Source organism: Streptomyces sp. SID5464, from assembly GCF_009862985.1.
Taxonomy (GTDB): Bacteria; Actinomycetota; Actinomycetes; order Streptomycetales; family Streptomycetaceae; genus Streptomyces; species Streptomyces chartreusis_D.
Genome location: NZ_WWIQ01000059.1, coordinates 151,192 through 172,575, shown reverse-complemented (window position 1 = coordinate 172,575; position 21,384 = coordinate 151,192). Strand labels below are relative to the sequence as shown.

Sequence of the window (21,384 nt, the reverse complement as noted above, 5' to 3'; positions counted from 1 at the left end):
CCCTGCCCATGGACATCGCGGGGCGCAAGCCCGACGAGGAGTGGGTGCGCAGGGTCATCGACAGGGTGGGCCTGTCCGATCGGCTGGGTCACCGGCCCGCGCAGCTCTCCGGCGGTCAGCAGCAGCGGGTCGCCGTGGCCCGCGCGCTGGCCTCCCGGCCCGAGATCGTCTTCGGTGACGAGCCGACCGGAAACCTGGACTCGCGCTCGGGCGCCGAGGTGCTGGGCTTCCTGCGCAGCTCCGTACGGGAGTTGGGGCAGACCGTGGTGATGGTGACGCACGACCCGGTGGCGGCCTCCTACGCGGACCGGGTGATCTTCCTCGTGGACGGCCGGATCGTCGACGAGATGATCCGGCCCACGGCGGACCGCGTACTCGACCGCATGAAGGAGTTCGACGGCAGGGGCCGCACCATCTGAGCCTGCCGGGGCGCGGCGGGGCGCCTCCACGCGGGCGGCCTGCATAACGTACGGGAGAGATCACGACCTGCCCGGGAGCTCCCATGATCCGTCCCCGCCGAAGAAGGCCGTCGGACGCCCTCGAGGCGATCGAGCCGCCGGGCAACCTCGAACTGGCCGTCGGCGTGGTCTCGGTGACGGCCCTGGTGGAAATTCTCGGCACCCTGTCCGGGTCCGCGGTGTGGCTCCTCGGTCTCCTGGTCTTCCTTCCGGGTACGGCGTCGGCGCTGTGCACCGTTCAGCAGACGAGGTTCGTCGCCACATGGACCACGGTCATCGTCACCCTCACCGTGCTGCTGCGCGGCAGCGAAGTGGGGAGGTGGCTCGACCGGGCCCTGCTGGTCCTGCTCACCCTCGCCCTGGGAGTGACCTCCGTCTACGCCTGCCACCGCCGCATCAGGCGCGAGCACGAGATGCTCCGCCTGCGCTCCACCGCCGCCGCCATGCAGCGGCACATCCTGCACCCCCTGCCCCTGGTCACCGACGACGTCCTGGTCAACGGCGTGTACGAACCCGTGCAGGAGGACCGGCTCGTCGGCGGTGACATCTACGAGGTCATCGCCTCGCCCTGGGGGACCCGGGTGCTGATCGGTGACGTGCAGGGCAAGGGACTCGCCGCTGTGGGGGCCGCGTTCGCCGTCATCGGCGCCTTCCGCGAGGCGGCCCACCGGGAACCCACGCTCACCGCGCTCGTCGACGCCCTGGACGCCTCGGTCGTCCGACACAACTCGTACGCCGAACAGAACGGCGACGACGAGCGGTTCGTCACCGCGCTCGTCCTGTCCGTCGACGCCCATACCGAGGCGCAGGTCGTCAACTGCGGGCACATCCCGCCCCGGCTGATGCACGACGGCGTCGTCGCCGCACCGCCGCTGGAGTCCGGCGTGCCGCTCGGTCTCGCCGAGCTGGCCCTGGAACCCACGACCGTGGGCTGGTTCGACTTCCCGGCCGGTTCCACACTGCTGCTGACCACCGACGGCCTCACCGAGACCCGTGCCACGGACGGCACGTTCTATCCGGTCGACGAACGGCTGACGGAACACCTCGCCCTCTCCCCCACCGAACTGCCCCGCGCCCTGTACGAGGACGCCCGCGCCTTCGCCGGCGACGGTGACCAGCACGACGACGTCGCCGTCCTGACCGTCCGCCGCTCTCCGTACCGCTGACCGACGCCCCGAACCCCCACCGTTGTGAGCGACATCACACGATGCAAATCACTGTCGTCAGGTCATCATATGACCTGATCTCCTCCGGGGGCCGGAGCCGACCCTCTGGACGACACAGCAGGACGAGGATGGGCATGGACGACGAGAACGAGACCGCACGTCCGCCTGTGGGCGTGGTGGGACTGGGAGCCATGGGCCTCGGGATGGCCCGCGCTCTGCGCGACGCGGGCTACGACGTGGGGGTCCACGATCTGCGACCGGAGGTGGCCGCGGCCTTCGCCCGCGACGGCGGCACGGCGTTCGGCTCCTGCGGGGAGCTGGCAGCCGCGGTGGACGTCCTGGTCGGCGTGGTGGTCAACGCGGAGCAGGTCGAGTCCGTGCTGTTCGGCGCTGACGGGGCGGCCGGCCGGCTCCGCCCGGGCTCCGTCTTCGTGATGTGCTCCACGGTCGACCCGGGCTGGTCCGCGGGGCTCGAAGGCCGCCTGGCCGAGTCGGGGGTGCTCTACCTGGACGCTCCCATCTCCGGGGGCGCCGCCCGTGCGGCGTCCGGCGAGCTCACCATGATGACGTCGGGCTCCGCCGCCGCGTACTCGGTCGCCGACCCGGTGCTGGAGGCCATGAGCAGCACCGTCTACCGACTGGGCGACCGCGCGGGACTCGGCTCGAAGGTCAAGATCGTGAACCAGCTGCTCGCGGGCGTGCACATCGCCGCCGCGGCCGAGGCGATGGCCCTCGGCATCAGGTCCGGCGTTCCCGCCGAGGCGCTCTACGAGGTCATCACGCACAGCGCCGGCAACTCCTGGATGTTCGAGAACCGCATGGCCCACGTGCTCGCCGGTGACTACACCCCCCTTTCCGCCGTCGACATCTTCGTCAAGGACCTGGGGCTCGTCCTGGACGCCGCCCGCCCGGAACGGTTCCCGCTCCCCCTCGCAGCCACCGCCCACCAGATGTTCCTCCAGGCATCGGCCTCCGGCCTGGGGACCGAGGACGACAGCGCGGTCATCAAGATCTTCCCGGGGATCGACCTGCCCGAGCCGGTGGAGGCGTGACATGGGAATTCGCCTCGGGTGCATCGCGGACGACTTCACCGGCGCCACCGACCTGGCCAACAACCTGGTGCGCGCGGGCATGCGCGTCGTCCAGCTGATCGACGTGCCGCCGGCCGGCGCCGAACAGGCGGTGGACGCCGACGCCGTGGTCATCGCCCTCAAGTCGCGGACCGTTCCGGCCGCCGACGCCGTCGAGACGTCGCTCCGGGCACTGGCCTGGTTGCGGTCCCTGGGCGCCGAGCAGGTCTACTTCAAGTACTGCTCCACCTTCGACTCGACACCGGCCGGCAACATCGGACCGGTCACCGAGGCGCTGATGGACGCGCTGGGCACCGACTTCACGGTGGCGACGCCCGCGTTCCCCGACAACGGGCGCACGGTCTTCAAGGGCCATCTGTTCGTGGGTGACGTGCTGCTCGGCGACAGCGGCATGCGCCACCACCCGCTCACCCCGATGACCGACTCCAACCTGGTCTCCGTCCTCGGTGCGCAGACCACCCGGGCAGTCGGCCTCATCGACCACACGGTCGTCGCCGGCGGCGCCGAGGCGATCCGAGCCCGCATCGACGCCCTGCGCGAGGACGGCGTCGGGATCGCCGTCGTCGACGCCGTCTCCAACGACGACCTGCTGCGCCTGGGTACGGCGGTCCAGGGGCTTGCGCTGGTGACCGCCGGTTCGGGTCTGGCGATCGGGCTGCCCGCGAACTGGGGTTTCAAGCCGTCACGTGCCGCCGCGCAGCTGCCGCCTCCCGGCGGCCACCGGGCCATCGTCTCGGGATCGGTCTCCGTCGCCACCAACGGCCAGGTCCTCCGGTACCTGCGCAGCGGCCGGCCCGCGTTCAGCGTGGATCCGCTGCGTGTCGCGGCCGGTGAGGACGTGGTCGGGCAGGCGCTGGCCTTCGCCGAGTCACACCTGGACGTCGGACCGGTCCTGGTCTACTCCACCGAGTCGGCCGACACGGTCCGCACCGTCCAGGGCCGGCTCGGTGCCGCCGAGGCCGGCGAGCTCGTGGAGCGGACGCTGGCGCGCGTGGCGCAGGGACTCGTGGAACGTGGCGTCCGCCGGCTCGTCGTCGCGGGCGGTGAGACGTCGGGAGCGGTCGTCCAGGCGCTCGGTGTCACCGGGCTGCGGATCGGACCTCAGATCGACCCCGGTGTGCCGTGGTGCGCGGCCACCCTTCCCGGTGGGGACACGCTCCACATCACGCTCAAGTCCGGCAACTTCGGCGGCCCCGACTTCTTCACCTCCTCCTTCGCACTCCTGGACGAGGAGGCCGCATGACCCAGCAGCCGGGCACCACCGCCGGGACAGGCCACGACGAGGCCGTCGACAAGGCGCGCCACGAGATCGTCCGCGTGGGCACCAGCCTGTTCGCCCGGGGCTACGTGCACGCCAGCGCCGGCAACATCAGCGCCAAGGCCGGCGACCACCACCTGATCACTCCCACCGACGCCGCCCTGGGGTTCCTCGAACCCGGCCGCCTCGCCCTGGTCGACGCCCGTGGTGAACAGATCGCGGGCGACCGCGCCAGCAAGACCCTGACCCTGCACCGACGGATCTGCTCCGCCGACCCCACGGCCCGGTTCGTCATCCACACGCACTCCACGCACCTGGTCGCGCTCACCCTGGCCGGCGTGTGGAGCGACGACGACGTGCTCCCTCCCCTCACGCCGTACTACGTGATGAAGGTGGGGCACGTCCCGCTCATCCCCTACCACCGGCCCGGCGACCCGCGCGTGGCCGACCTGGTGACCGCCCGCATCGCCGCCCACGCGGCGAGCCGTACGCCCGTCAGGGCCGTGCTGCTCGAAAGGCTGGGCCCCGTCGTCTGGGGACCCGACGCGGCCACCGCCCTCGCCGTCCTCGAAGAACTCGAGGAGACGGCACGTCTCTGGCTCCTGACCGACCGTCGCCCCGAGCCCCTCCCGTCCCACGCGCTCGACGAACTGAGGTCCGCGTTCGGCGCCGCGTGGTGACCCGCTCCGCACCCTGTCAGAGAATTCCCCCGAGCCGCACGAGGGATCACCCATGTCCATGCCCATAACGGCGTCCACCTCCACCGACGTCGCCCGTGAGAACGCCGTCTTCCGCAAGGTCGTGCGACGTATCGTCCCCTTCCTCGTCCTGTGCTACGTCGTCTCCTACCTGGACCGGGTCAACGTCGGCTTCGCCAAGCTCCAGATGTCCGACGACCTCGGCTTCAGCGAGGCGGCGTACGGCCTCGGCGCCGGCCTGTTCTTCATCGGCTACTTCCTCTTCGAGGTGCCGTCGAACCTGATGCTCCAGCGCGTCGGCGCCCGCACCTGGATCGCCCGGATCATGATCAGCTGGGGCCTCGTCTCGGGAGCGTTCATGTTCGTCCACAACGAGGCGATGTTCTACGTCCTGAGGTTCCTCCTCGGTGCCGCGGAGGCGGGTTTCTACCCGGGCGTGATCCTTTACTGCACCTACTGGTTCCCCTCTCACCGCCGTGCCCGGGTGATCGCGCTCTTCATGTCCGCCATCCCGGTGGCCGGCATCTTCGGCAACCCGCTCTCCGGCTGGATCATGGACCGGTTCCAGGGCGTGAACGGCTGGCAGGGCTGGCAGTGGATGTTCCTGCTGGAGGCGATCCCCGCCCTCCTCATCGGTGTGGCCACCCTGTTCTACCTCGACAACAGCGTGCGCGCCGCCAAGTGGCTCACCGACGAGGAGAAGGCCGTCGTCGAGCGGGCGATCGCCGAGGACGCCGCGCACCAGACCGTGCACGGCCGGGTCTGGGACGCCTTCCGCGAGCCCAAGGTGTGGCTGATGTGCCTCATCTACTTCTGCTTCGTGATGGGCCAGTACGCCCTGACCTTCTGGATGCCCACGTTCATCGAGTCCACCGGCATCGAGGGCAACCTGGCGATCGGCATGCTCAGCGCGGTGCCTTTCCTGGCGGCGCTCGTCACGATGAACCTGTTCGGGCGTTCCGCGGACAAGCGCCGTGAGCGCCGCTGGCATCTGGTGGTGCCCAGTCTCATGGGCGCGGTGGGCTTCTCGCTGGCGGCGGGCTGGGCCGGGTCGACCGCACTGTCCCTGGCCGCGCTTTCCTTCGCCGCGGCCGGCGTGCTGACCTGCGCGCCGCTGTTCTGGTCGCTGCCCACCGCGTTCCTCGGCGGCACCGCCGCCGCGGTCGGCCTCGCCGCGATCAACTCGGTCGGCAACCTCGCCGGCTTCGTCAGTCCGTACATGATCGGCGCGCTGAAGGACGCCACCGGCTCGACGTCACTCCCGAGGTACGTCCTGGCGCTCAGTCTCGTCATCGGCGCCGCCGCGGTGCTCACCACCGACAAGTACGTCGTCAACCGCTGACCGGGCCCCCGGTCCCCACACAGGAGCCAGCATGCCGAGGTTCGCAGCGAACCTGTCCATGATGTACACCGAGCACGATTTCCCCGACCGCTTCGCCGCGGCCTCGGCGGACGGCTTCACCGCCGTCGAATACCTCTTCCCCTACGCCTACGACGCCACGGAGCTGCGCCGCCGGCTCGACGACCACGGCCTCAGGCAGGTGCTGTTCAACGCGCCTCCCGGAGCATGGGAGTCCGGAGAACGCGGGACGGCGGCGCTGCCCGGCCGGGAGGCGGAGACCCGCTCCTCGATCGACCGGGCTCTGCGGTACGCCGCCGCACTGGACTGCCCCCGGCTGCACGTGATGGCCGGGCTCGTGCCGCCCGACGCCACGCCGAAGGAACGGGCCGAGCACCGCGACACCTACCTGGCCAACCTGGGCTGGGCCGCCGAGCGCGCAGCCGCGCAGGGCGTCGACATCCTCATCGAGCCGATCAACGGCCGTGACATGCCGGGCTACTTCCTGTCCAGGCAGGCGGAGGCGCACGAGGTCGTACAGGAGGTGGGTGCCCCGAACCTCAAGGTGCAACTCGACCTCTACCACTGCCAGATCGTCGAAGGCGACCTCACCACCACCCTGCGCCGCGATCTGCCGAGCGGCCGGGTCGGTCATCTGCAGATCGCGGGTGTGCCGGACCGCCACGAGCCCGACCGGGGCGAGCTCGACGTGGGCCACCTGTTCCGCGTCGTCGACGACCTGGGCTTCGAGGGGTGGATCGGCTGCGAGTACGTCCCCCTCGCCGGTACGAGCGAAGGCCTCGGCTGGCTGAACGACTACCGAGGAGACACCGCATGAGGATCGTCATCACGGGCGGCTTCGGCTTCCTGGGGCGGCAGGTCACCGGCACCCTGCTCAGGACACGGACCTTCCGCGGTGCGCCGATCGACCGGCTGGTGCTCGCCGACCGGATCGTGCCGGCCGGGGCTCCGGAGAGGGCCGACCCCCTCGTGGAGACGGTGCGGGGGGATCTGGCCGAGTGCCTCGACGACGTGTTCGCCGAGCCGGTGGACGTGCTGATCCACCTCGCCGCCGCCGTTTCGGCCGAGTGCGAGGCCGACTTCGACCTGGGCATGAGCGCCAACCTGGACACCACCCGCGCGCTCCTCGAAGCCGCCCGGGCGCAGTCGGCCGCCGGCGGGCCCCCACCGCGCCTGGTGTTCGCCAGCAGCGTGGCGGTCTACGGCTCCGACCCGGCACTGCCGCTCCCGCCGGTGGTCAGCGAGTCGACGCTGCCCACGCCCCGGTCGAGCTACGGCGTCCAGAAACTCGTCTGCGAGCAACTCGTCGCGGACTACACCCGCCGGGGCTTCCTCGACGGACGCGTGGCCCGCCTGATGACCGTCTCGGTGCGGCCCGGCAAGCCGAACGCGGCCGCCTCCGGCTTCCTGTCCGGCATCATCCGCGAGCCGCTCGCGGGCCTCCCCGCGACCTGTCCCGTGCGTCCCGACCTGCGGGTGGCCCTGGCGTCGCCTCGGCGCACGGTCGAGGGGATCCTCCGCATCGCGGAGGCCGAGCGCGGCATGGGGAGGGGCCGGTTCGAGGGCGGACTGCCGGTCAACCTCCCGGGGCTCACGGTCTCGGTCGCGGAGATGCTGGCCACGCTGCGGCAGATGGCCGGCGACGCCGTCGCCGACCTGGTGACGATCGCGCCCGATCATGAGGTCGAGGCCATCGTGGGTTCGTGGCCTTCCGTCTTCGACAACACGCGGGCCACGGCACTCGGGCTCCAGCCCGATCCGGACTTCGCATCGGTGGTGCGGGACTACGCCGCCGACCACCGCGACGCGGTCCTGGTCGACTCGCCGCTCACCGCGGGACAGCCGAGCGAGGGTCTATAGACTGAAAACCATGTTTTCCAAGGTGCCCGGTCCCGTCCGGCTCGCCGACCAGGTCGCCGCGACGCTCTCCGAGGAGATCGAGTCGGGGCGGCTTGCCGAGGGTGACCGACTGCCGACAGAGGTGGAGCTGGTCAGGCAGCTGGGCGTCAGCCGCACCGTGGTGCGCGAGGCCCTGTCGAGGCTCCGCAACGCGGGCCTGGTCGAACCGCGGCAAGGCATCGGCGTGTTCGTCCTGCCCCGGCGCACACGCCCGCTCGACCTCGACGCCGCCGACACCAAGGCGAAGGTGCTGCAGATCGTGGAGGTACGCCGGGCCATGGAGGGCGAGGCAGCCAGTCTCGCCGCCACCCGGGCCACACCGCGCGACCTCGCGCGCATGCGTCAGGCACTGGACACGATCGACTCGGCGGTGGCGGCCGGCGGCGACGGCGTGGACGAGGACCTGGCCTTCCACCGGTCCATCGCCGAGTCGACCGGAAACGCCGTGATGGTCTCGACTGTGCGGTACCTGGGCGACGTGTCGCGCAGCGGTATCCGCGTCACGCGTGCGAACGAGGCACGCCGGAACGACTTCATCGAAGCGGTCCGGGACGAGCACCACGCCATCCTCGCCGCCATCGAGGCAGGCGACCCCGAAGCGGCACGCGCCGCCGCACGCCGCCACATGCAGCAGGCCGCCGGCCGGCTCCAGGATGCCGACGACAGCTTCTGGACGCAGACCGAGGACCTCGCCGTGGACCTCGACGCCGCTCCCTGACAGGGAGCGGGCCGCCGCCAGAGCCCCCGTGGGGCCAGGTGAGGCCCGGCTACTCCGAGAGTGCTCGCATCGCCCGGTGGAGCAGCACGGCCAGGGGAACGGTGCCCTCGCAAGCCACCCACCCCATGGCGGCCACGTCCAGGCAGGCGAGCGCGGCGGCGGCCAGTGCGCTCGGCCTGGTGTCCTCCGGCCGGTCGGGGCCGACGCCCAGTCGCCGGGCGACCTCCGGCACCAGCAGTCCCTGCCAGAGCAGTTGCTTCTCATGGTGGCCCGCGCGCAGCGACGGGGTCTCCTGGAGCACGCGCAGATAGGTGAGTGCCTGGCTCGGACGCCTGCTCGTTCATCCGCGTCGGGACGTCGAAGGACCGGCGCAGCGCCTCCCAGGGCCGCTCGTCGTCAGGGGCGGGCGGCGAGCGCCTCCGCGATTGGGCGACCGGATTCCTGCAAGCGTCCGAGGACGATTTCTTCCTTAGTGCCGAAGTACCGGAACAGGCTGGCGCGCGACAGACCACCTCGGCGGCGATCTGGTGGACGGTCGTCCGGTCGAACCCCTGCTCGGTGAAGAGCCGGTGCGCCACCTCGACCACTTCCGCCCGGACCGTCGCACGCATGCGCTCACGCAAGCCTGGCGGCTTGCCTGCGGACTGGGCAGAGGGACGGGCGGTCTCGGTCACGCGCGACCCACTGGACGATCGCCGGCAGAGCCGTTTAGATTCTAGGTCCAGGCTTGGACAGCCAGTCCAATAGCCGAGGCCACCCCCACCCACGTCTGGGCCCTGGCCGTTCTCAAGAGGATGGACGTCTCCCGGTGAACACCCCCGCCCCCGCCGCCAACCCGAGCACCACCCGGACCCTTGCCGGCCCCGACACCCCGTTCGCCGTGGTCGACGTCCACAAGGCCCGGCGCAACATCGAACGGCTGGCAGCCAGGGCCGGCCGGCTCGCGGTCGCCCTGCGCCCTCACGTGAAGACGGCCAAGAGCCTCGACGTCGCCGCCCTGCTGCACGACGGCTCCCCCTGCCCCATCACCGTCTCCACCCTCGCCGAGGCCGAGGCGTTCGCCGACGGGGGCTACACCGACATCACCTACGCCGTCGGCATCGACCCCCGCAAACTCCCGCGCGTCGTCGCACTGCTGCGCCGCGGCGTCACCCTGCGCGTCCTGCTGGACAGCACCGCCCAGGCGGAGTTCGTCGCCGAAGCCTCTCGCCAGGCCGGCGTTCCCGTCCCGGCCCAGATCGAGATCGACTGCGACGGCCACCGCGGCGGCGTCGAGCCCGGCGCCCCTGCGCTCTGCGAAATCGGCCGCATCCTGCACGATGCGCGCTGCCTGGACGGAGTGCTGACGCACGCGGGCAAGTCCTACTTCGCCTCCACCGCGGAGGAACAGCGTCTGGCGGCGAGGAACGAACGCGACGCCGCCGTCACCGCGGCCGAGCGGCTGCGCGCGGCAGGCCTGCCCGTGGCCACCGTCAGCGTCGGCTCCACCCCCACCGCCCACGCCGCCGAGGACCTCACCGGCGTCACCGAACTGCGCGCCGGCACCTACGTCTTCTTCGACCTGGTCATGGCCGGCCTCGGTGTCTGCGGCATCGACGACCTCGCCCTCTCGGTCGTCGTCACCGTCATCGGCCACCGCTCCGAGTACGGCTGGATCGTCACCGACGGCGGCTGGATGGCCATGTCCCGCGACCGTGGCACCGCCGCCCAGACGCAGGACCAGGGATACGGCCTGGTCACCGACCTGGACGGCACGCTCGTGCCGGGACTGGTCATGACGGCCGCGAGTCAGGAGCACGGCACCCTCACCGCCCGCGACGGCGCCCGACTGCCCGAACTGCCCATCGGCACCCGCCTGCGCATCCTGCCCAATCACGCCTGCGCCACCGCCGCCCAGCATCAGGGCTACCAAGTCATCGACAGCGCCCGGGCCTCGGACCCCGCACCGGCGATCCAGACCTACTGGAACCGCGTCACCGGCTGGTGACCTGATACTCGGTACCAGGATGAGTCGCGGGCCCGATGCTGTGCGCTGCTCGGCATCGGCGAGGTACGTTGACGACCGGAGGACAGAGATGTCTTCAGACGTGGCCCACGGTGACCGAGTGACGTCCGGAACGGCAACTCGAGGGACTGATATCCCATCGCCGGCGATCGAGCAGCTGGGCATCGAACGCGAAGAAGTCCGCGACGCCTGAGCAGCCGGGGGCGCCGCAGAAGCCCGCCTCGTTCAGCGCCAGGAGCACTGTCGTTTGGGATCAGGTCGCAGGGAATCGGCGGCGCCTCGCGTCTGCGACCTGATCCAAACGACAGGCCCTAGCACTCCGCGAGGTTCGCGCGGGTGCCGAGGCGGTCGTGGATCCAGTCGTGGAACTCGCCGATGTGGTGCTCGCTGGGCACCAGGACGCCGCCCTTGGCGTACAGCCGGGAGCTCATCGCGGGCTGGCAGCGCTCGCAGGCGTCGAAGTCCTGACGGTTGACGCGGTCGAACAGCTCGACCGACCGGCTGACGTCCCGGCCGCCGGCCACCACGTCCTTCAGGTATAGCCAGTCGCACTCCACGATCGTGCGGTCGACCGCCACCGGGAACATCCGGTGGAAGATCACGTGGTCGGGGACCAGGTTGATGAACACCTGAGGGCGCACCGTGATCGCGTAGTACCGGCGGTCCTGCTCCTCGGAGACCGTGGGGATACGGTCCAGGCCCTGCGAGCCGTCCACGGTGAAGCCCTGGACCTCCGAGCCGAACTCGGCGCCGTGTCCCACGTAGTACTGCGCCGCGTAACCGTCGGCGAACTCCGGGAGGACCTCGGTCAGCTCGGGGTGGATCGTCGCGCAGTGGTAGCACTCCATGAAGTTCTCGATGATGAGCTTCCAGTTGGCCTTGACGTCGTAGACGATCCGCCGGCCGACCTCCAGGCTCTCGACGTCGTACCGCTCGATGGACTCCACGTCGCCCAGGCGCGCGACCACGTCCGCTATCACCGACCGCTCGAACGAGGGCGGGTTCTCGGCCAGGCACACCCACACGTAGCCGAGCCACTCGCGCACCGCCACGCTCGCCAGGCCGAACTCGGTACGGCCGACGTCCGGCATCCTGGTGAGGTTCGGGGCCGCGACGAGCTTGCCACTGAGGTCGTACGTCCAGGCGTGGTACGGGCACTGGAAGGCCCGCTTCACCTCGCCGGACTCCTGCGTGCACAGCTTCGCGCCCCGGTGCCTGCACACGTTGAAGAAGGCCCGGACGGAGCCGTCCCGCGACCGGGTCACCAGGATGCTCTCCCGCCCGACGTCCACGGTCCGGAAGGCGCCCGGCTTCGCCAGTTCCGACGCGCGCGCCGCGCAGAACCACATGGATTCAAAGATGTGTTCCTGCTCCAGGCGGAAGATCTCCGGGTCCGTGTAGTGGTCACCGGGGAGGGTCGCGATCAGGCTCTCCGGCAGGCCGGTCGTCGTCATGGTTCACCTCGGAGTGAAGCGCCTCGGGGCGGCGAGTGGTTGCCTCATAAGCAACGAGCTTCTTGCTACGCAACTCACGGTGCAGCCCGCCCGAAGCACTGTCAAGCCCTTGACCGCAGCCCGCTGCAGCCAGGACCATGTTGCGTATCAGTCAGCTCGTTGCGTAATGCGCACTTCCTCTGGGAGGGCTCCGTGTCTCTTGGACCCACAACCGGCCGCGAGTTCGTCCTCACCCTCTCGTGCCCCGACCGCTCGGGGCTCGTCCACGCCGTCACCGGCTTCCTGGTCGAGCACTCCGGGAACATCCAGGAGAGCCAGCAGTTCGACGACCGGCTGCGGGACCGCTTCTTCATGCGGGTGCACTTCGACGTCTCGGACCCGGGCACGTCACTGGAGGACCTGAAGTCCGGCTTCGCCCAGGTGGCGGAGGCGTACCGGATCTCCTGGCAGCTGTACGAGGCGTCGACGCCGACGCGCACGCTGATCATGGTGTCGAAGTTCGGGCACTGCCTGAACGACCTGCTCTTCCGCTGGCGCACGGGCGCGCTGAACATCGAGGTGCCGGCGATCGTCTCCAACCACCGGGACTTCGAACCGCTCGCCGAGAGCTACGGGATCCCCTTCCACCACGTGCCCGTCACCCGGGAGACGAAGCCCGAGGCGGAGGCGCGGCTGCTGGAGCTCGTCGACGAGCTGGGCATCGACCTGGTGGTCCTCGCCCGCTACATGCAGATCCTGTCGAACGACCTGTGCAAGCAGCTCGAAGGCCGGGCGATCAACATCCACCACTCCTTCCTGCCGAGCTTCAAGGGCGCCCGACCCTATGTCCAGGCGTACGAGCGCGGCGTCAAGCTCGTCGGAGCGACGGCCCACTACGTCACGCCGGACCTCGACGAGGGACCCATCATCGAGCAGGACGTCATCCGCGTGAACCACTCACAGGGGCCTGACAGCATGGTGGCCCTGGGACGCGACGTCGAGGCGCAGGTCCTGGCGCGGGCGGTGGAATGGCACAGCCAGAGCCGCGTCATGGTCAACGGCAACCGTACGGTCGTCTTCCGCTGAGGAAAATGACCTCCACCCCCTCACACCTGTTGACCATTTCACCTAGGGTTTCGCCATGAGCAACTACGGCGAGTCCGCAGGCGCTCCCAGTGGCGGAGTGCAGTCCGTTGACCGTGCTGTCGCCGTGCTGGAGATCCTCGCCCAGCACGGCGAGGCGGGCGTGAGTGAAGTGGCCGCGGCGATCGACGTCCACAAGTCCACCGCGTTCCGTCTGCTCGGCGCGCTGGAAGCGCACGGGATGGTCGAGCAGGAGAGCGAACGCGGCAAGTACCGGCTCGGCTTCGGTGTCGTGCGCCTCGCCGGCGCGGTGACGGGCCGCATCGCCGTCACCAGACACGGGCGCGGGATCTGTGAGCGTCTCGTCGACGAGGTCGGCGAGACGATGAACATCGCCGTGCTGGAGTCCCACCACGCGATCAACCTCTACCAGGTGCGCGGTTCGTCGGCCATCGCCGCGCAGAACTGGGTGGGACGGCTGACGCCGTTGCACTGCACGTCGAGCGGCAAGATCCTCCTGGCCCACCTCGACCGCGAGGACCGCGACGAACTCCTCGCCGAGGCCGGACTCCCCCGATTCACACCGCGCACGGTGACCTCCAGGAAGAAACTGGAGGCAGACCTGTCCGAAGCCCGTGAGCAGGGCTATGCCATCACGGTGGAGGAGTACGAAGAGGGCCTCAACGCCCTGTCCGCCCCCGTCCGTTCGGACGACGGCGAAGTCGTCGCCGCCCTCAGCGCGTCGGGGCCGGCCTTCCGGCTCACGGTGGAGCGGATGCACGAACTGGCGCCCCTGCTGGTCGCGGGGGCGGACGAGCTCAGCCGCCGTCTCGGCTATGCGGGCTGAGGTCCGCAAGGCCCGGCTCGGTCGCTTCGGTCGTTGACCAGGGCAGGACCAGCCCGACGAGCGGCGGGCGGTGACCCGGTATCCGGATCCCGCCCGCCGCTTGCCTGCGGCCCGCGTCAGCCCGTCCACTCCACAGCCGCGTCCAGCAGCCAGTCCGTCAGATAGTCGGCGAAGGACGAACGGACCAGCACCCAGAACCCGGCCCTGGGGTCGTCACGGGCGACCAGGACGACCTGGGCGCGGCCCAGGTTCGTCTGTGCGCAGCGCCCCGGGCCGAAGACCCGTGGGTGAAGGTCCAGCGAGCACCCGTGGGCCAGCACGTCACGGGCCCGGGGACCCGCGACGAGGAGCGTGGTGCGCTGAGCCGAGACGTCGATGACGGACACGGGCTCACCGCCCGCGGCCTCACGGATCCGGCTCTCCAGGCCCTGCCGACCGCCCGGCGGGCCCACCACGAGCCACTCGTCGGGGCCGAGCCACAGCGCGGTCAGTTCCCCGGCGCGGACCACGGTGTCGGGTTCGACGGGAAGTGGGAGGCCCAGCGCCAGCCCCACGGTGTCCGCCGCCGCTCCCTTGGGGTCGAGACGCACATTGAGCTGGGTCAGGAAGGGCAGTTCCGCCAGCCGGACCGCGCCCCCGGAGGCGCGGGTCGCGGCGGCCAGCCGGCCGGCGGCGTGCGCCAGGGGGCTGCGGAGCGGGGTGGTAACGGCGGTGTCAGCCATCGCGGCGGGCTCCCTCGGGGTCGTAGAGGACGGGGCTCGCGACGGTCACCGGGACCAGCCGGTCGCCCACGGGGGCGTAGAGTCGCTCACCGATGCGGTCCCGGCCGCCCTTGACCAGCGCGAGGGCGAAGGTCCGGCCGAGGGCCGCGCTGCGGTAACTGGACGTGACGTGGCCGAGCATCGGGACGGGCGGCGCCGGCAGCGCACTGCCGGCGACCAGGTGCGTGCCCTCGGGGAGGAACGTGCCCGGGTCCTCCGGAAGCAGCCCGACCAGGTGCTTGCGGTCGGGGCGGGCGGTGTCGGCACGGGCGTGGGACCGCTTGCCGATGAAGTCCCGCTTCTTCTTCGACACCACCCAGCTCATGCCGAGGTCCTGCGGTGTCACGGTGCCGTCGGTGTCCTGGCCGACGATCGGATAGCCCTTCTCCGCCCGCAGGACGTGCATGGTCTCCGTGCCGTACGGGGTGATGCCGTACGGGGCGCCGGCCTCGTACAGCGCCTCCCAGAGGGCGAGGGCCTCCCACGGTGACACGTTGATCTCATAGGCGAGTTCACCGGAGAAGCTGATCCGGCACACGCGCGCGTCGACACCGGCGACGGTCGTCTCGCGCCACGCCATGAACGGGAAGTCGTCGTTGCTCACGGCCAGCCGAGGCGCGAGCGAGCCGAGGACCTCGCGGGAGCGCGGGCCGACCAGGGCCACGGTGGCCCACTGCTCGGTCACCGACGTGCAGTGGACGCGCAGTTCGGGCCACTCCGTCTGGAGCCACTCCTCCATCCAGTCCAGCACGGCGGCCGCGTTGCCCGTCGTGGTGGTGACCAGGAAGCGGTCCTGGGCGAGGCGGATGACGGTCCCGTCGTCGAAGACCATCCCGTCGGGGCGGCACATCACGCCGTAGCGGATCATGCCGACCTTCAGGGTGCTCATCATGTTGGTGTAGAGCAGGTCGAGGAAGACGCCGGCGTCCGGGCCCTGGACGTCGATCTTGCCGAGGGTGGAGGCGTCCATGAAGGCGACGCCCTCGCGGGCGGCGGCGCACTCGCGCAGTACGGCCGTCTCCATGTCCTCACCGTCCTGCGGGTAGTACCAGGGCCGCTTCCACTGGCCGACGTTCTCGAACAGGGCACCGTGCGCGACATGCCACTCGTGCAGGGCCGTGGTGCGGATCGGGTCGTGCAGGGCACCGCGGTGCCGGCCGGCGAGAGCGGCGAAGGAGACCGGCGTGTACGGCGGCCGGAAGGTGGTGGTGCCGAGCGCGGAGATGTCCACGCCGAGCAGCTCGGCGACGACGCCACTGGCCAGGACGCCGGAGGTCTTGCCCTGGTCGTTCGCCGTGCCGGCCGTGGTGTACCGCTTGGTGTGCTCGACGGAGCGCATGCCGGCGCCGGTCGCCCGGCCCAGGTCGTCGACTGTGACGTCGCGTTGCAGGTCGACGAAGCGCGGGGCGCCTTCCCGGCCCGGGACGGTGAAGGCCCGCATCGGCGGCGTCTGCGGCAGCGTGGCCACCTGTGGCAGGCGGGCCTCCTCCGGGGTGTAGCCCTCGGCCTCGATCGCGCGGGCTCCGGCGGCGGCCCCCTGTGCGAGAACGCGCGCCAGGTCGAAGACGCCGCTCGCGCCGCCCGCGACCTCGACCGCCTGGCGGCAGGTGTCGGGGACGAAGGTGCCGAGTTCCTCGTCGTGGCGCAGCTTGCCTCCCGCCTGGCTGAACAGGTGCGCGACCGGGTTCCAGCCTCCGGAGACCAGGAGCAGGTCGGCGGCGAACTCCCGCTGGCCCGCGGTGTGTCCGTACGGGGCGACGGTCACGGAGGTGAGCCGGGGGGCGCCTTCCGTGGCGGTGACCGCGTGGCCGGTCAGTACCTCGATGCCCGCCCGCCGGGCCCGTGTCGCCCACTGCCCCGGCTCGGTGCGGGTGTCGACGACCGCCTCGACGGTCACGCCCGCCGCCATGAGGTCCAGGGCCGCCGGGTAGGCACTGTCGTTGGTGGTGAAGACGACCGCGTGGCGCCCGGGCAGGGTCCCGTACTTGTTGACGTAGGTGCGGGCCGAGGCGGCCAGCATCACGCCGGGGCGGTCGTTGTCCGCGAAGGCCAGCGAACGTTCGTGCACGCCGGTTGCCAGGACGACACGGCGGGCGCGGATGCGCCAGACGCGTTCGCGGGAGACGTTCTCGGGCGCCTGGGCGCCGAGGTGGTTCGTACGGCGCTCCACGGCGAGGAGGTGGTTGTCGTCGTAGTAGCCGAAGACGGTGGTGCGGCGCAGGACGCGTACGTCGGGTGCGGCGTCCAGCCGGGCGGTCGTCTCGCTCACCCAGTCGAGGTGCTCGCCGGTGCCGAGGAGACTGCCGCCGGGTTCCGGCTGGTCGTCGGCGAGGATGACGCGGGCACCCGATCGGGCGGCGGCTGCCGCTGCGGCGAGGCCGGCCGGGCCCGCGCCCACGACCAGGAGGTCGCAGTGGGCGTGTACGGCGTCGTAGCGGGAGGGGTCCGGTTCCGTGGCGAGGCGGCCCTGGCCCGGGAGGCCGGTCGCGACGAGGCCGTCGTAGAGCTCGACGGTGGTGGCGGGAAGCATGGGCTCGGGGAACGGGGCCTCGATCTGGACGACCGCGTTGGGTTCCTCGACGCCGGCCGAGAAGATGCCGCGTGGGCGGCCCAGCTTGATGCTGGTGCCGGTCTGGATGACGCCGTTGGCGAGGAGGGCGGAGGCGAGGGTGTCGCCCTCGTAGCCCTGGTATGCGGTGCCGTCGAAAGTGAAGGTGATCGGGGTGTCGCGGTGGATCCGGCCGCGGGTGGGGTGGCGGAACGGCTGGGTTGTCTCGCCCTCGCCGCCGCTACCCGTCCCATCCTCCAGGGGCTCCGCCCCTTCGACCCCGCTGGGGGCTGCGCCCCCAGGCCCCCCTTCGGCCTGAACGGCCTCGTCCTCAAGCGCCGGACGGGCTGATTTCAGCGAGCGCGCCTCGATGGCGGCCGGGCGCTCCTCCCCCGCCCGGTACACCGTCAGGATCTCGTTCGTGGATGTGTCCCGCACCGCGTTGAACCAGCGGCGGCAGCCCGCCGCGTGGCTCCAGCGCTCGGCGAAGGGGCCCCTCGGGTTGTCCCGGAAGAAGAGGTAGCGGGCCCACTCCTCGTCGGTGAGCGACGCCGGGTCCTCCGGGTACGGCACGTGGGCCTGGCCGCCGTAGTGGAACTCGGACTCGTCACGGGGCCCGCACCACGGGCAGGGGATCAGCAGCATGGGGTCGGCTCCCTGATGGTCCTAGTGGGCCACCGCGGCCGCGCCGTGCTCGTCGACGAGCGCGCCGGTGGTGAAACGGTCGAGCGAGAAGGGGGCGTTCAGCGGATGCGGTGTGTCGTGGGCGATGGTGTGGGCGTAGACCCAGCCGACCCCCGGGGTGGCCTTGAAACCGCCGGTTCCCCAGCCGCAGTTGAGGTAGAGGTTGTCGACCGGGGAGAGGCCGATGATCGGTGAGGCGTCGGGGCTGACGTCGACGATGCCGCCCCAGGTGCGCAGGACGTGGGCGCGGGCGAAGACCGGGAAGAGCTCCAGGGCCGCCGACATCTGCTCTTCGATGATGTGGAAGGCGCCGCGCTGGGTGTAGGAGTTGTAGGAGTCGATGCCCGCGCCCATGACCAGTTCGCCCTTGTGCGCCTGGCTGACGTACACGTGGACCGCGTTGGACATGACGACCGTCGGGTGCACCGGCTCCAGCAGCTCGGAGACCAGTGCCTGCAACGGGTGGCTCTGGACGGGGAGTTCGATGCCCGCCATGGCCGCCAGGACCGAGGTGTGGCCCGCCGAGCACAGGGCGACCTTGCCCGCCGCGATCGGGCCGCGGGTGGTCCGGACTCCCACCACCCGGTTGCCGACGACGTCGAGGCCGGTCACCTCGCAGTTCTGGATGATGTCGATACCGGCGGCGTCGGCGGAGCGGGCCAGGCCCCAGGCCACGTGGTCGTGCTTGGCGATGCCCGCACGCGGTTGGTAGGTAGCGCCCAGGACCGGATAGCGCACGTCCGGGGAGGTGTTGACGATCGGGCAGACGTCCTTGACGCCGTCCGCGTCGAGCCACTCGGCGTCCACGCCGTTGAGCCGGTTCGCCTCGACTCGGCGCACGCTGTCGCGGACGTCCTGGAGGCTGTGGGCCAGGTTCAGCACGCCTCGCTGGGAGAAGAGGATCGGGTAGTCGAGCTCCTCCGCCAGGCCCTCCCACAGCTTGAGCGCGTGTTCGTAGATGCCGGCGCTCTCGTCCCAGAGGTAGTTGGAGCGGATGATGGTGGTGTTGCGGGCCATGTTGCCGCCCGCGAGCCAGCCCTTCTCCAGCACGGCGACGTTGGTGATGCCGTGGTTCTTCGCCAGGTAGTGGGCGGTGGCCAGACCGTGGCCGCCGCCGCCCACGATGACGACGTCGTACGAGCGCTTCGGCTCGGGGTTGCGCCAGAGCCAGTCGGGGTGTTCGGGGAGCTCGGCGCCGGGGGTGCGGGGGCTCATCGGGCGTCTCCGTCCTCGGACAGGTGCGGGTAGAGCGGGTGCTGGGCGGCCAGGGTCTCCGCGCGGGCGCGCAGGGCGGCCACGTCCGGCTCCGGCTGGAGTGCGAGGGCGATCACGTCCGCGACCTCGGCGAAGTCCTCCTCGGTGAAGCCGCGGGTGGCCAGGGCCGGGGTGCCGATGCGCAGGCCCGAGGTGACCATGGGCGGGCGCGGGTCGAAGGGCACGGCGTTGCGGTTGACGGTGATGCCGATCTCGTGGAGGAGGTCCTCGGCCTGCCGGCCGTCCAGCTCCGAGGCGCGCAGGTCGACCAAGACGAGGTGGACGTCCGTGCCTCCGGTCAGGACCCTCACCCCGGCCGCCGCCGCGTCCGCCCGGGTGAGGCGTTCGGCGAGGATGCGGGAACCGGCGAGGGTACGGGCCTGTCGCTCGGCGAACTCCGGTGACGCGGCGACCTTGAACGACACCGCCTTCGCGGCGATGACGTGCTCCAGGGGGCCGCCCTGCATCCCCGGGAAGACCGCCGAGTTGATCTTCTTGGCGAGGTCGGCCTCGTTGGTGAGGATGACGCCGCCGCGCGGCCCGCCGAGCGTCTTGTGTGTCGTCGTGGTCGTGACGTGGGCGTGCGGCACGGGGTTGGGGTGCAGTCCCGCCGCCACCAGGCCGGCGAAGTGCGCCATGTCGACCATCAGCAGGGCGCCCACCTCGTCGGCGATCCGGCGGAAGGCCGCGAAGTCGAGCTGCCTCGGGTATGCCGACCAGCCCGCGATGATCATCTTGGGGCGGTGTTCCTTGGCCAGGTGCTCGACCTCGTCCATGTCGACGAGGTTGTCGGCCTCGGACACGTGGTACGGCACGACGTTCAGCATCTTGCCGCTGTAGTTGATCCGCATGCCGTGCGTGAGGTGCCCGCCGTGCGCGAGGTCGAGGCCGAGGACGGTGTCGCCCGGCTGGAGCAGGGCGAAGAAGACGGCGGTGTTGGCCTGCGCGCCCGAGTGCGGCTGCACGTTGGCGAAGCCGGCGCCGAAGAGGGCCTTGACGCGCTCGATGGCCAGCCGTTCGGTGACGTCGACGTGTTCGCAGCCGCCGTAGTAGCGGCGGCCCGGGTAGCCCTCGGCGTACTTGTTGGTCGCGACCGAGCCCTGGGCCTCCAGCACGGCGGAGGGCGCGAAGTTCTCGGAGGCGATCATCTCCAGGGTGGACTGCTGGCGGTGCAGTTCGGCGCGAAGCGCGGCGTGGACCTCGGGGTCCAGTTCCGCCAGGGGGGTGTTCAGCGCGTTCATACGGCGTTCGCGTTCCTCTCGGCGGCCTCGACGACATTGGCGAGCAGCATGGCCCGGGTCATGGGGCCCACGCCCCCGGGCATCGGCGCCAGCCATCCGGCGACCTGGGCGGCGTCCGGGTGGATGTCACCCACCAGCCCCTGGTCGGTGCGGGTGATGCCGACGTCGAGGACGGCCGCGCCGGGGCGCAGCATGTCCTTGGTGATCAGTCCGGGCGAGCCGGCTGCCGCGACGACGATGTCCGCCTCGCGCACGTGCCAGGCCAGGCCCTTGGTTCCGGTGTGGCACAGGGTCACGGTGGCGTTCTCGGACCTGCGGGTGAGCAGCAGTCCGATGGGCCGTCCGACGGTGATGCCCCGGCCGATCACGCACACCCGCGCTCCCGCGAGCGGCACGTCGTGGCGGCGGAGCAGTTCGAGGATGCCGCGCGGGGTGCACGGCAGCGGGGCCTCGACGCCGAGGACGAGCCGGCCGAGGTTGACGGGGTGCAGTCCGTCGGCGTCCTTGGCCGGGTCCATGCGTTCCAGTACGGCGCCCGCGTCGAGGTGGCGCGGCAACGGGAGCTGGACGATGTAGCCGGTGCAGGCCGGGTCGGCGTTGAGTTCGTCGATCGTCTCCTCGACCTGGTGCTGCGAGGCGTCGGCGGGCAGCTCCCGGCGGATGGAGGCGATGCCCGCCTGGGCGCAGTCCCGGTGCTTGCCGCCGACGTAGGCGTGGCTGCCGGGGTCGTCACCGACCAGGACGGTACCGAGGCCCGGCGCCCGGCCCGTGGCCGCAGTCAACTTGGCGACCCGCTCGGCGAGTTCACGGCGGATGACGGCGGCAGTGGCCTTGCCGTCGAGGAGTTGTGCGGTCACCTGGAGTGTTCCTTCCAACGACG

General features: G+C 71.1%; 19 protein-coding genes. 12 read left to right on the top strand and 7 right to left on the bottom strand.

The window, feature by feature from the left end; all coding sequences use genetic code 11:
* From GTY47_RS29300 to GTY47_RS29260, 9 genes are all read left to right on the top strand, one after another.
* On the top strand, window positions 1–419 hold a 419-nt coding region (locus tag GTY47_RS29300), incomplete at its 5' end, for an ATP-binding cassette domain-containing protein (RefSeq protein ID WP_040903627.1).
* An 83-nt stretch (window positions 420–502) separates the two neighbouring features.
* Window positions 503–1,624: a PP2C family protein-serine/threonine phosphatase gene (locus tag GTY47_RS29295; protein WP_010043866.1), complete on the top strand. Its 1,122-nt coding sequence runs from the start codon at window positions 503–505 to the stop codon at window positions 1,622–1,624.
* Between the two features lie 134 nt (window positions 1,625–1,758).
* On the top strand, window positions 1,759–2,676 hold the full coding sequence (ltnD, locus tag GTY47_RS29290) for an L-threonate dehydrogenase (RefSeq protein ID WP_029181450.1): 918 nt from the start codon (window positions 1,759–1,761) through the stop codon (window positions 2,674–2,676).
* Between the two features lies 1 nt (window position 2,677).
* Window positions 2,678–3,958 (top strand): 3-oxo-tetronate kinase, encoded by a 1,281-nt coding sequence (otnK, locus tag GTY47_RS29285; RefSeq protein ID WP_010043862.1) that lies wholly within the window; start codon window positions 2,678–2,680, stop codon window positions 3,956–3,958.
* Window positions 3,955–4,653 (top strand): aldolase, encoded by a 699-nt coding sequence (locus GTY47_RS29280; RefSeq protein ID WP_010043860.1) that lies wholly within the window; start codon window positions 3,955–3,957, stop codon window positions 4,651–4,653. The genes otnK and GTY47_RS29280 overlap by 4 nt, the downstream gene beginning before the upstream one ends.
* Window positions 4,654–4,705: 52 nt before the next feature.
* Window positions 4,706–6,013 (top strand): MFS transporter, encoded by a 1,308-nt coding sequence (locus tag GTY47_RS29275; protein ID WP_010043858.1) that lies wholly within the window; start codon window positions 4,706–4,708, stop codon window positions 6,011–6,013.
* 31 nt (window positions 6,014–6,044) lie between these two features.
* The gene (gene otnI / locus GTY47_RS29270) at window positions 6,045–6,848 is read left to right on the top strand and encodes a 2-oxo-tetronate isomerase (RefSeq protein WP_010043854.1); all 804 of its coding nucleotides are present in this window, start codon (window positions 6,045–6,047) and stop codon (window positions 6,846–6,848) included.
* A complete protein-coding gene (gene denD / locus GTY47_RS29265; protein WP_010043853.1) occupies window positions 6,845–7,891 on the top strand; it encodes a D-erythronate dehydrogenase in 1,047 nt (348 codons plus the stop codon). Before otnI ends, denD begins: the two co-directional genes overlap by 4 nt.
* Window positions 7,892–7,901: 10 nt before the next feature.
* Window positions 7,902–8,648, top strand: a complete 747-nt coding sequence (locus tag GTY47_RS29260) for a FadR/GntR family transcriptional regulator (protein WP_010043852.1) — start codon at window positions 7,902–7,904, stop codon at window positions 8,646–8,648.
* A gap of 49 nt (window positions 8,649–8,697) precedes the next feature.
* On the opposite strand, the gene GTY47_RS41305 is transcribed toward GTY47_RS29260, so the two are convergent.
* The gene (locus GTY47_RS41305) at window positions 8,698–8,949 is read right to left on the bottom strand and encodes a hypothetical protein (protein ID WP_010043850.1); all 252 of its coding nucleotides are present in this window, start codon (window positions 8,947–8,949) and stop codon (window positions 8,698–8,700) included.
* A 507-nt stretch (window positions 8,950–9,456) separates the two neighbouring features.
* Between GTY47_RS41305 and GTY47_RS29250 the strand changes: the two genes are divergently transcribed.
* Entirely contained in the window at window positions 9,457–10,635 is a 1,179-nt protein-coding gene (locus tag GTY47_RS29250; RefSeq protein ID WP_010043847.1) for a DSD1 family PLP-dependent enzyme, read from the top strand.
* 329 nt (window positions 10,636–10,964) lie between these two features.
* Here GTY47_RS29250 and GTY47_RS29245 read toward each other — a convergent pair whose 3' ends face one another.
* On the bottom strand, window positions 10,965–12,107 hold the full coding sequence (locus GTY47_RS29245) for an aromatic ring-hydroxylating dioxygenase subunit alpha (protein ID WP_010043846.1): 1,143 nt from the start codon (window positions 12,105–12,107) through the stop codon (window positions 10,965–10,967).
* Between the two features lie 192 nt (window positions 12,108–12,299).
* On the opposite strand from GTY47_RS29245, the gene purU reads away from it, so the two are divergent.
* Both purU and GTY47_RS29235 read left to right on the top strand, forming a co-directional pair.
* Window positions 12,300–13,172: a formyltetrahydrofolate deformylase gene (gene purU / locus GTY47_RS29240; protein ID WP_010043845.1), complete on the top strand. Its 873-nt coding sequence runs from the start codon at window positions 12,300–12,302 to the stop codon at window positions 13,170–13,172.
* Window positions 13,173–13,227: 55 nt separating this feature from the next.
* Complete coding sequence (locus tag GTY47_RS29235; protein ID WP_050810285.1) at window positions 13,228–14,016, top strand: IclR family transcriptional regulator; 789 nt, start codon at window positions 13,228–13,230, stop codon at window positions 14,014–14,016.
* A 116-nt stretch (window positions 14,017–14,132) separates the two neighbouring features.
* Here the strand turns inward: GTY47_RS29235 and GTY47_RS29230 are convergent, their stop codons facing one another.
* The 5 genes from GTY47_RS29230 to GTY47_RS29210 are packed head-to-tail and all read right to left on the bottom strand — an operon-like array spanning window position 14,133 to window position 21,361.
* Window positions 14,133–14,738 carry a sarcosine oxidase subunit gamma family protein gene (locus GTY47_RS29230; protein WP_010043843.1) on the bottom strand — a complete coding sequence of 202 codons (606 nt, stop codon included), beginning with the start codon at window positions 14,736–14,738 and terminating at the stop codon, window positions 14,133–14,135.
* Window positions 14,731–17,970 carry a sarcosine oxidase subunit alpha family protein gene (locus GTY47_RS29225; RefSeq protein ID WP_010043842.1) on the bottom strand — a complete coding sequence of 1,080 codons (3,240 nt, stop codon included), beginning with the start codon at window positions 17,968–17,970 and terminating at the stop codon, window positions 14,731–14,733. Before GTY47_RS29225 ends, GTY47_RS29230 begins: the two co-directional genes overlap by 8 nt.
* Window positions 17,971–17,991: 21 nt before the next feature.
* Window positions 17,992–19,224: a sarcosine oxidase subunit beta family protein gene (locus tag GTY47_RS29220; protein WP_010043841.1), complete on the bottom strand. Its 1,233-nt coding sequence runs from the start codon at window positions 19,222–19,224 to the stop codon at window positions 17,992–17,994.
* On the bottom strand, window positions 19,221–20,504 hold the full coding sequence (glyA, locus tag GTY47_RS29215; RefSeq protein WP_010043838.1) for a serine hydroxymethyltransferase: 1,284 nt from the start codon (window positions 20,502–20,504) through the stop codon (window positions 19,221–19,223). The genes GTY47_RS29220 and glyA overlap by 4 nt, the downstream gene beginning before the upstream one ends.
* The gene (locus tag GTY47_RS29210) at window positions 20,501–21,361 is read right to left on the bottom strand and encodes a bifunctional methylenetetrahydrofolate dehydrogenase/methenyltetrahydrofolate cyclohydrolase (protein ID WP_010043835.1); all 861 of its coding nucleotides are present in this window, start codon (window positions 21,359–21,361) and stop codon (window positions 20,501–20,503) included. The genes glyA and GTY47_RS29210 overlap by 4 nt, the downstream gene beginning before the upstream one ends.
* Between the last annotated feature and the right edge of the window lie 23 nt (window positions 21,362–21,384).

What these genes read in the sequence shown, in the direction of transcription:
- GTY47_RS29295 (WP_010043866.1), top strand. Translation starts at nt 503, where the DNA reads ATGATCCGTCCCCGCCGAAGAAGGCCGTCGGACGCCCTCGAGGCGATC.
- ltnD (WP_029181450.1), top strand. Translation starts at nt 1,759, where the DNA reads ATGGACGACGAGAACGAGACCGCACGTCCGCCTGTGGGCGTGGTGGGA.
- otnK (WP_010043862.1), top strand. Translation starts at nt 2,678, where the DNA reads ATGGGAATTCGCCTCGGGTGCATCGCGGACGACTTCACCGGCGCCACC.
- GTY47_RS29280 (WP_010043860.1), top strand. Translation starts at nt 3,955, where the DNA reads ATGACCCAGCAGCCGGGCACCACCGCCGGGACAGGCCACGACGAGGCC.
- GTY47_RS29275 (WP_010043858.1), top strand. Translation starts at nt 4,706, where the DNA reads ATGTCCATGCCCATAACGGCGTCCACCTCCACCGACGTCGCCCGTGAG.
- otnI (WP_010043854.1), top strand. Translation starts at nt 6,045, where the DNA reads ATGCCGAGGTTCGCAGCGAACCTGTCCATGATGTACACCGAGCACGAT.
- denD (WP_010043853.1), top strand. Translation starts at nt 6,845, where the DNA reads ATGAGGATCGTCATCACGGGCGGCTTCGGCTTCCTGGGGCGGCAGGTC.
- GTY47_RS29260 (WP_010043852.1), top strand. Translation starts at nt 7,902, where the DNA reads ATGTTTTCCAAGGTGCCCGGTCCCGTCCGGCTCGCCGACCAGGTCGCC.
- GTY47_RS29245 (WP_010043846.1), bottom strand. Translation starts at nt 12,107, where the DNA reads ATGACGACGACCGGCCTGCCGGAGAGCCTGATCGCGACCCTCCCCGGT.
- GTY47_RS29235 (WP_050810285.1), top strand. Translation starts at nt 13,228, where the DNA reads ATGAGCAACTACGGCGAGTCCGCAGGCGCTCCCAGTGGCGGAGTGCAG.
- GTY47_RS29230 (WP_010043843.1), bottom strand. Translation starts at nt 14,738, where the DNA reads ATGGCTGACACCGCCGTTACCACCCCGCTCCGCAGCCCCCTGGCGCAC.
- GTY47_RS29225 (WP_010043842.1), bottom strand. Translation starts at nt 17,970, where the DNA reads ATGCTGCTGATCCCCTGCCCGTGGTGCGGGCCCCGTGACGAGTCCGAG.
- GTY47_RS29220 (WP_010043841.1), bottom strand. Translation starts at nt 19,224, where the DNA reads ATGAGCCCCCGCACCCCCGGCGCCGAGCTCCCCGAACACCCCGACTGG.
- glyA (WP_010043838.1), bottom strand. Translation starts at nt 20,504, where the DNA reads ATGAACGCGCTGAACACCCCCCTGGCGGAACTGGACCCCGAGGTCCAC.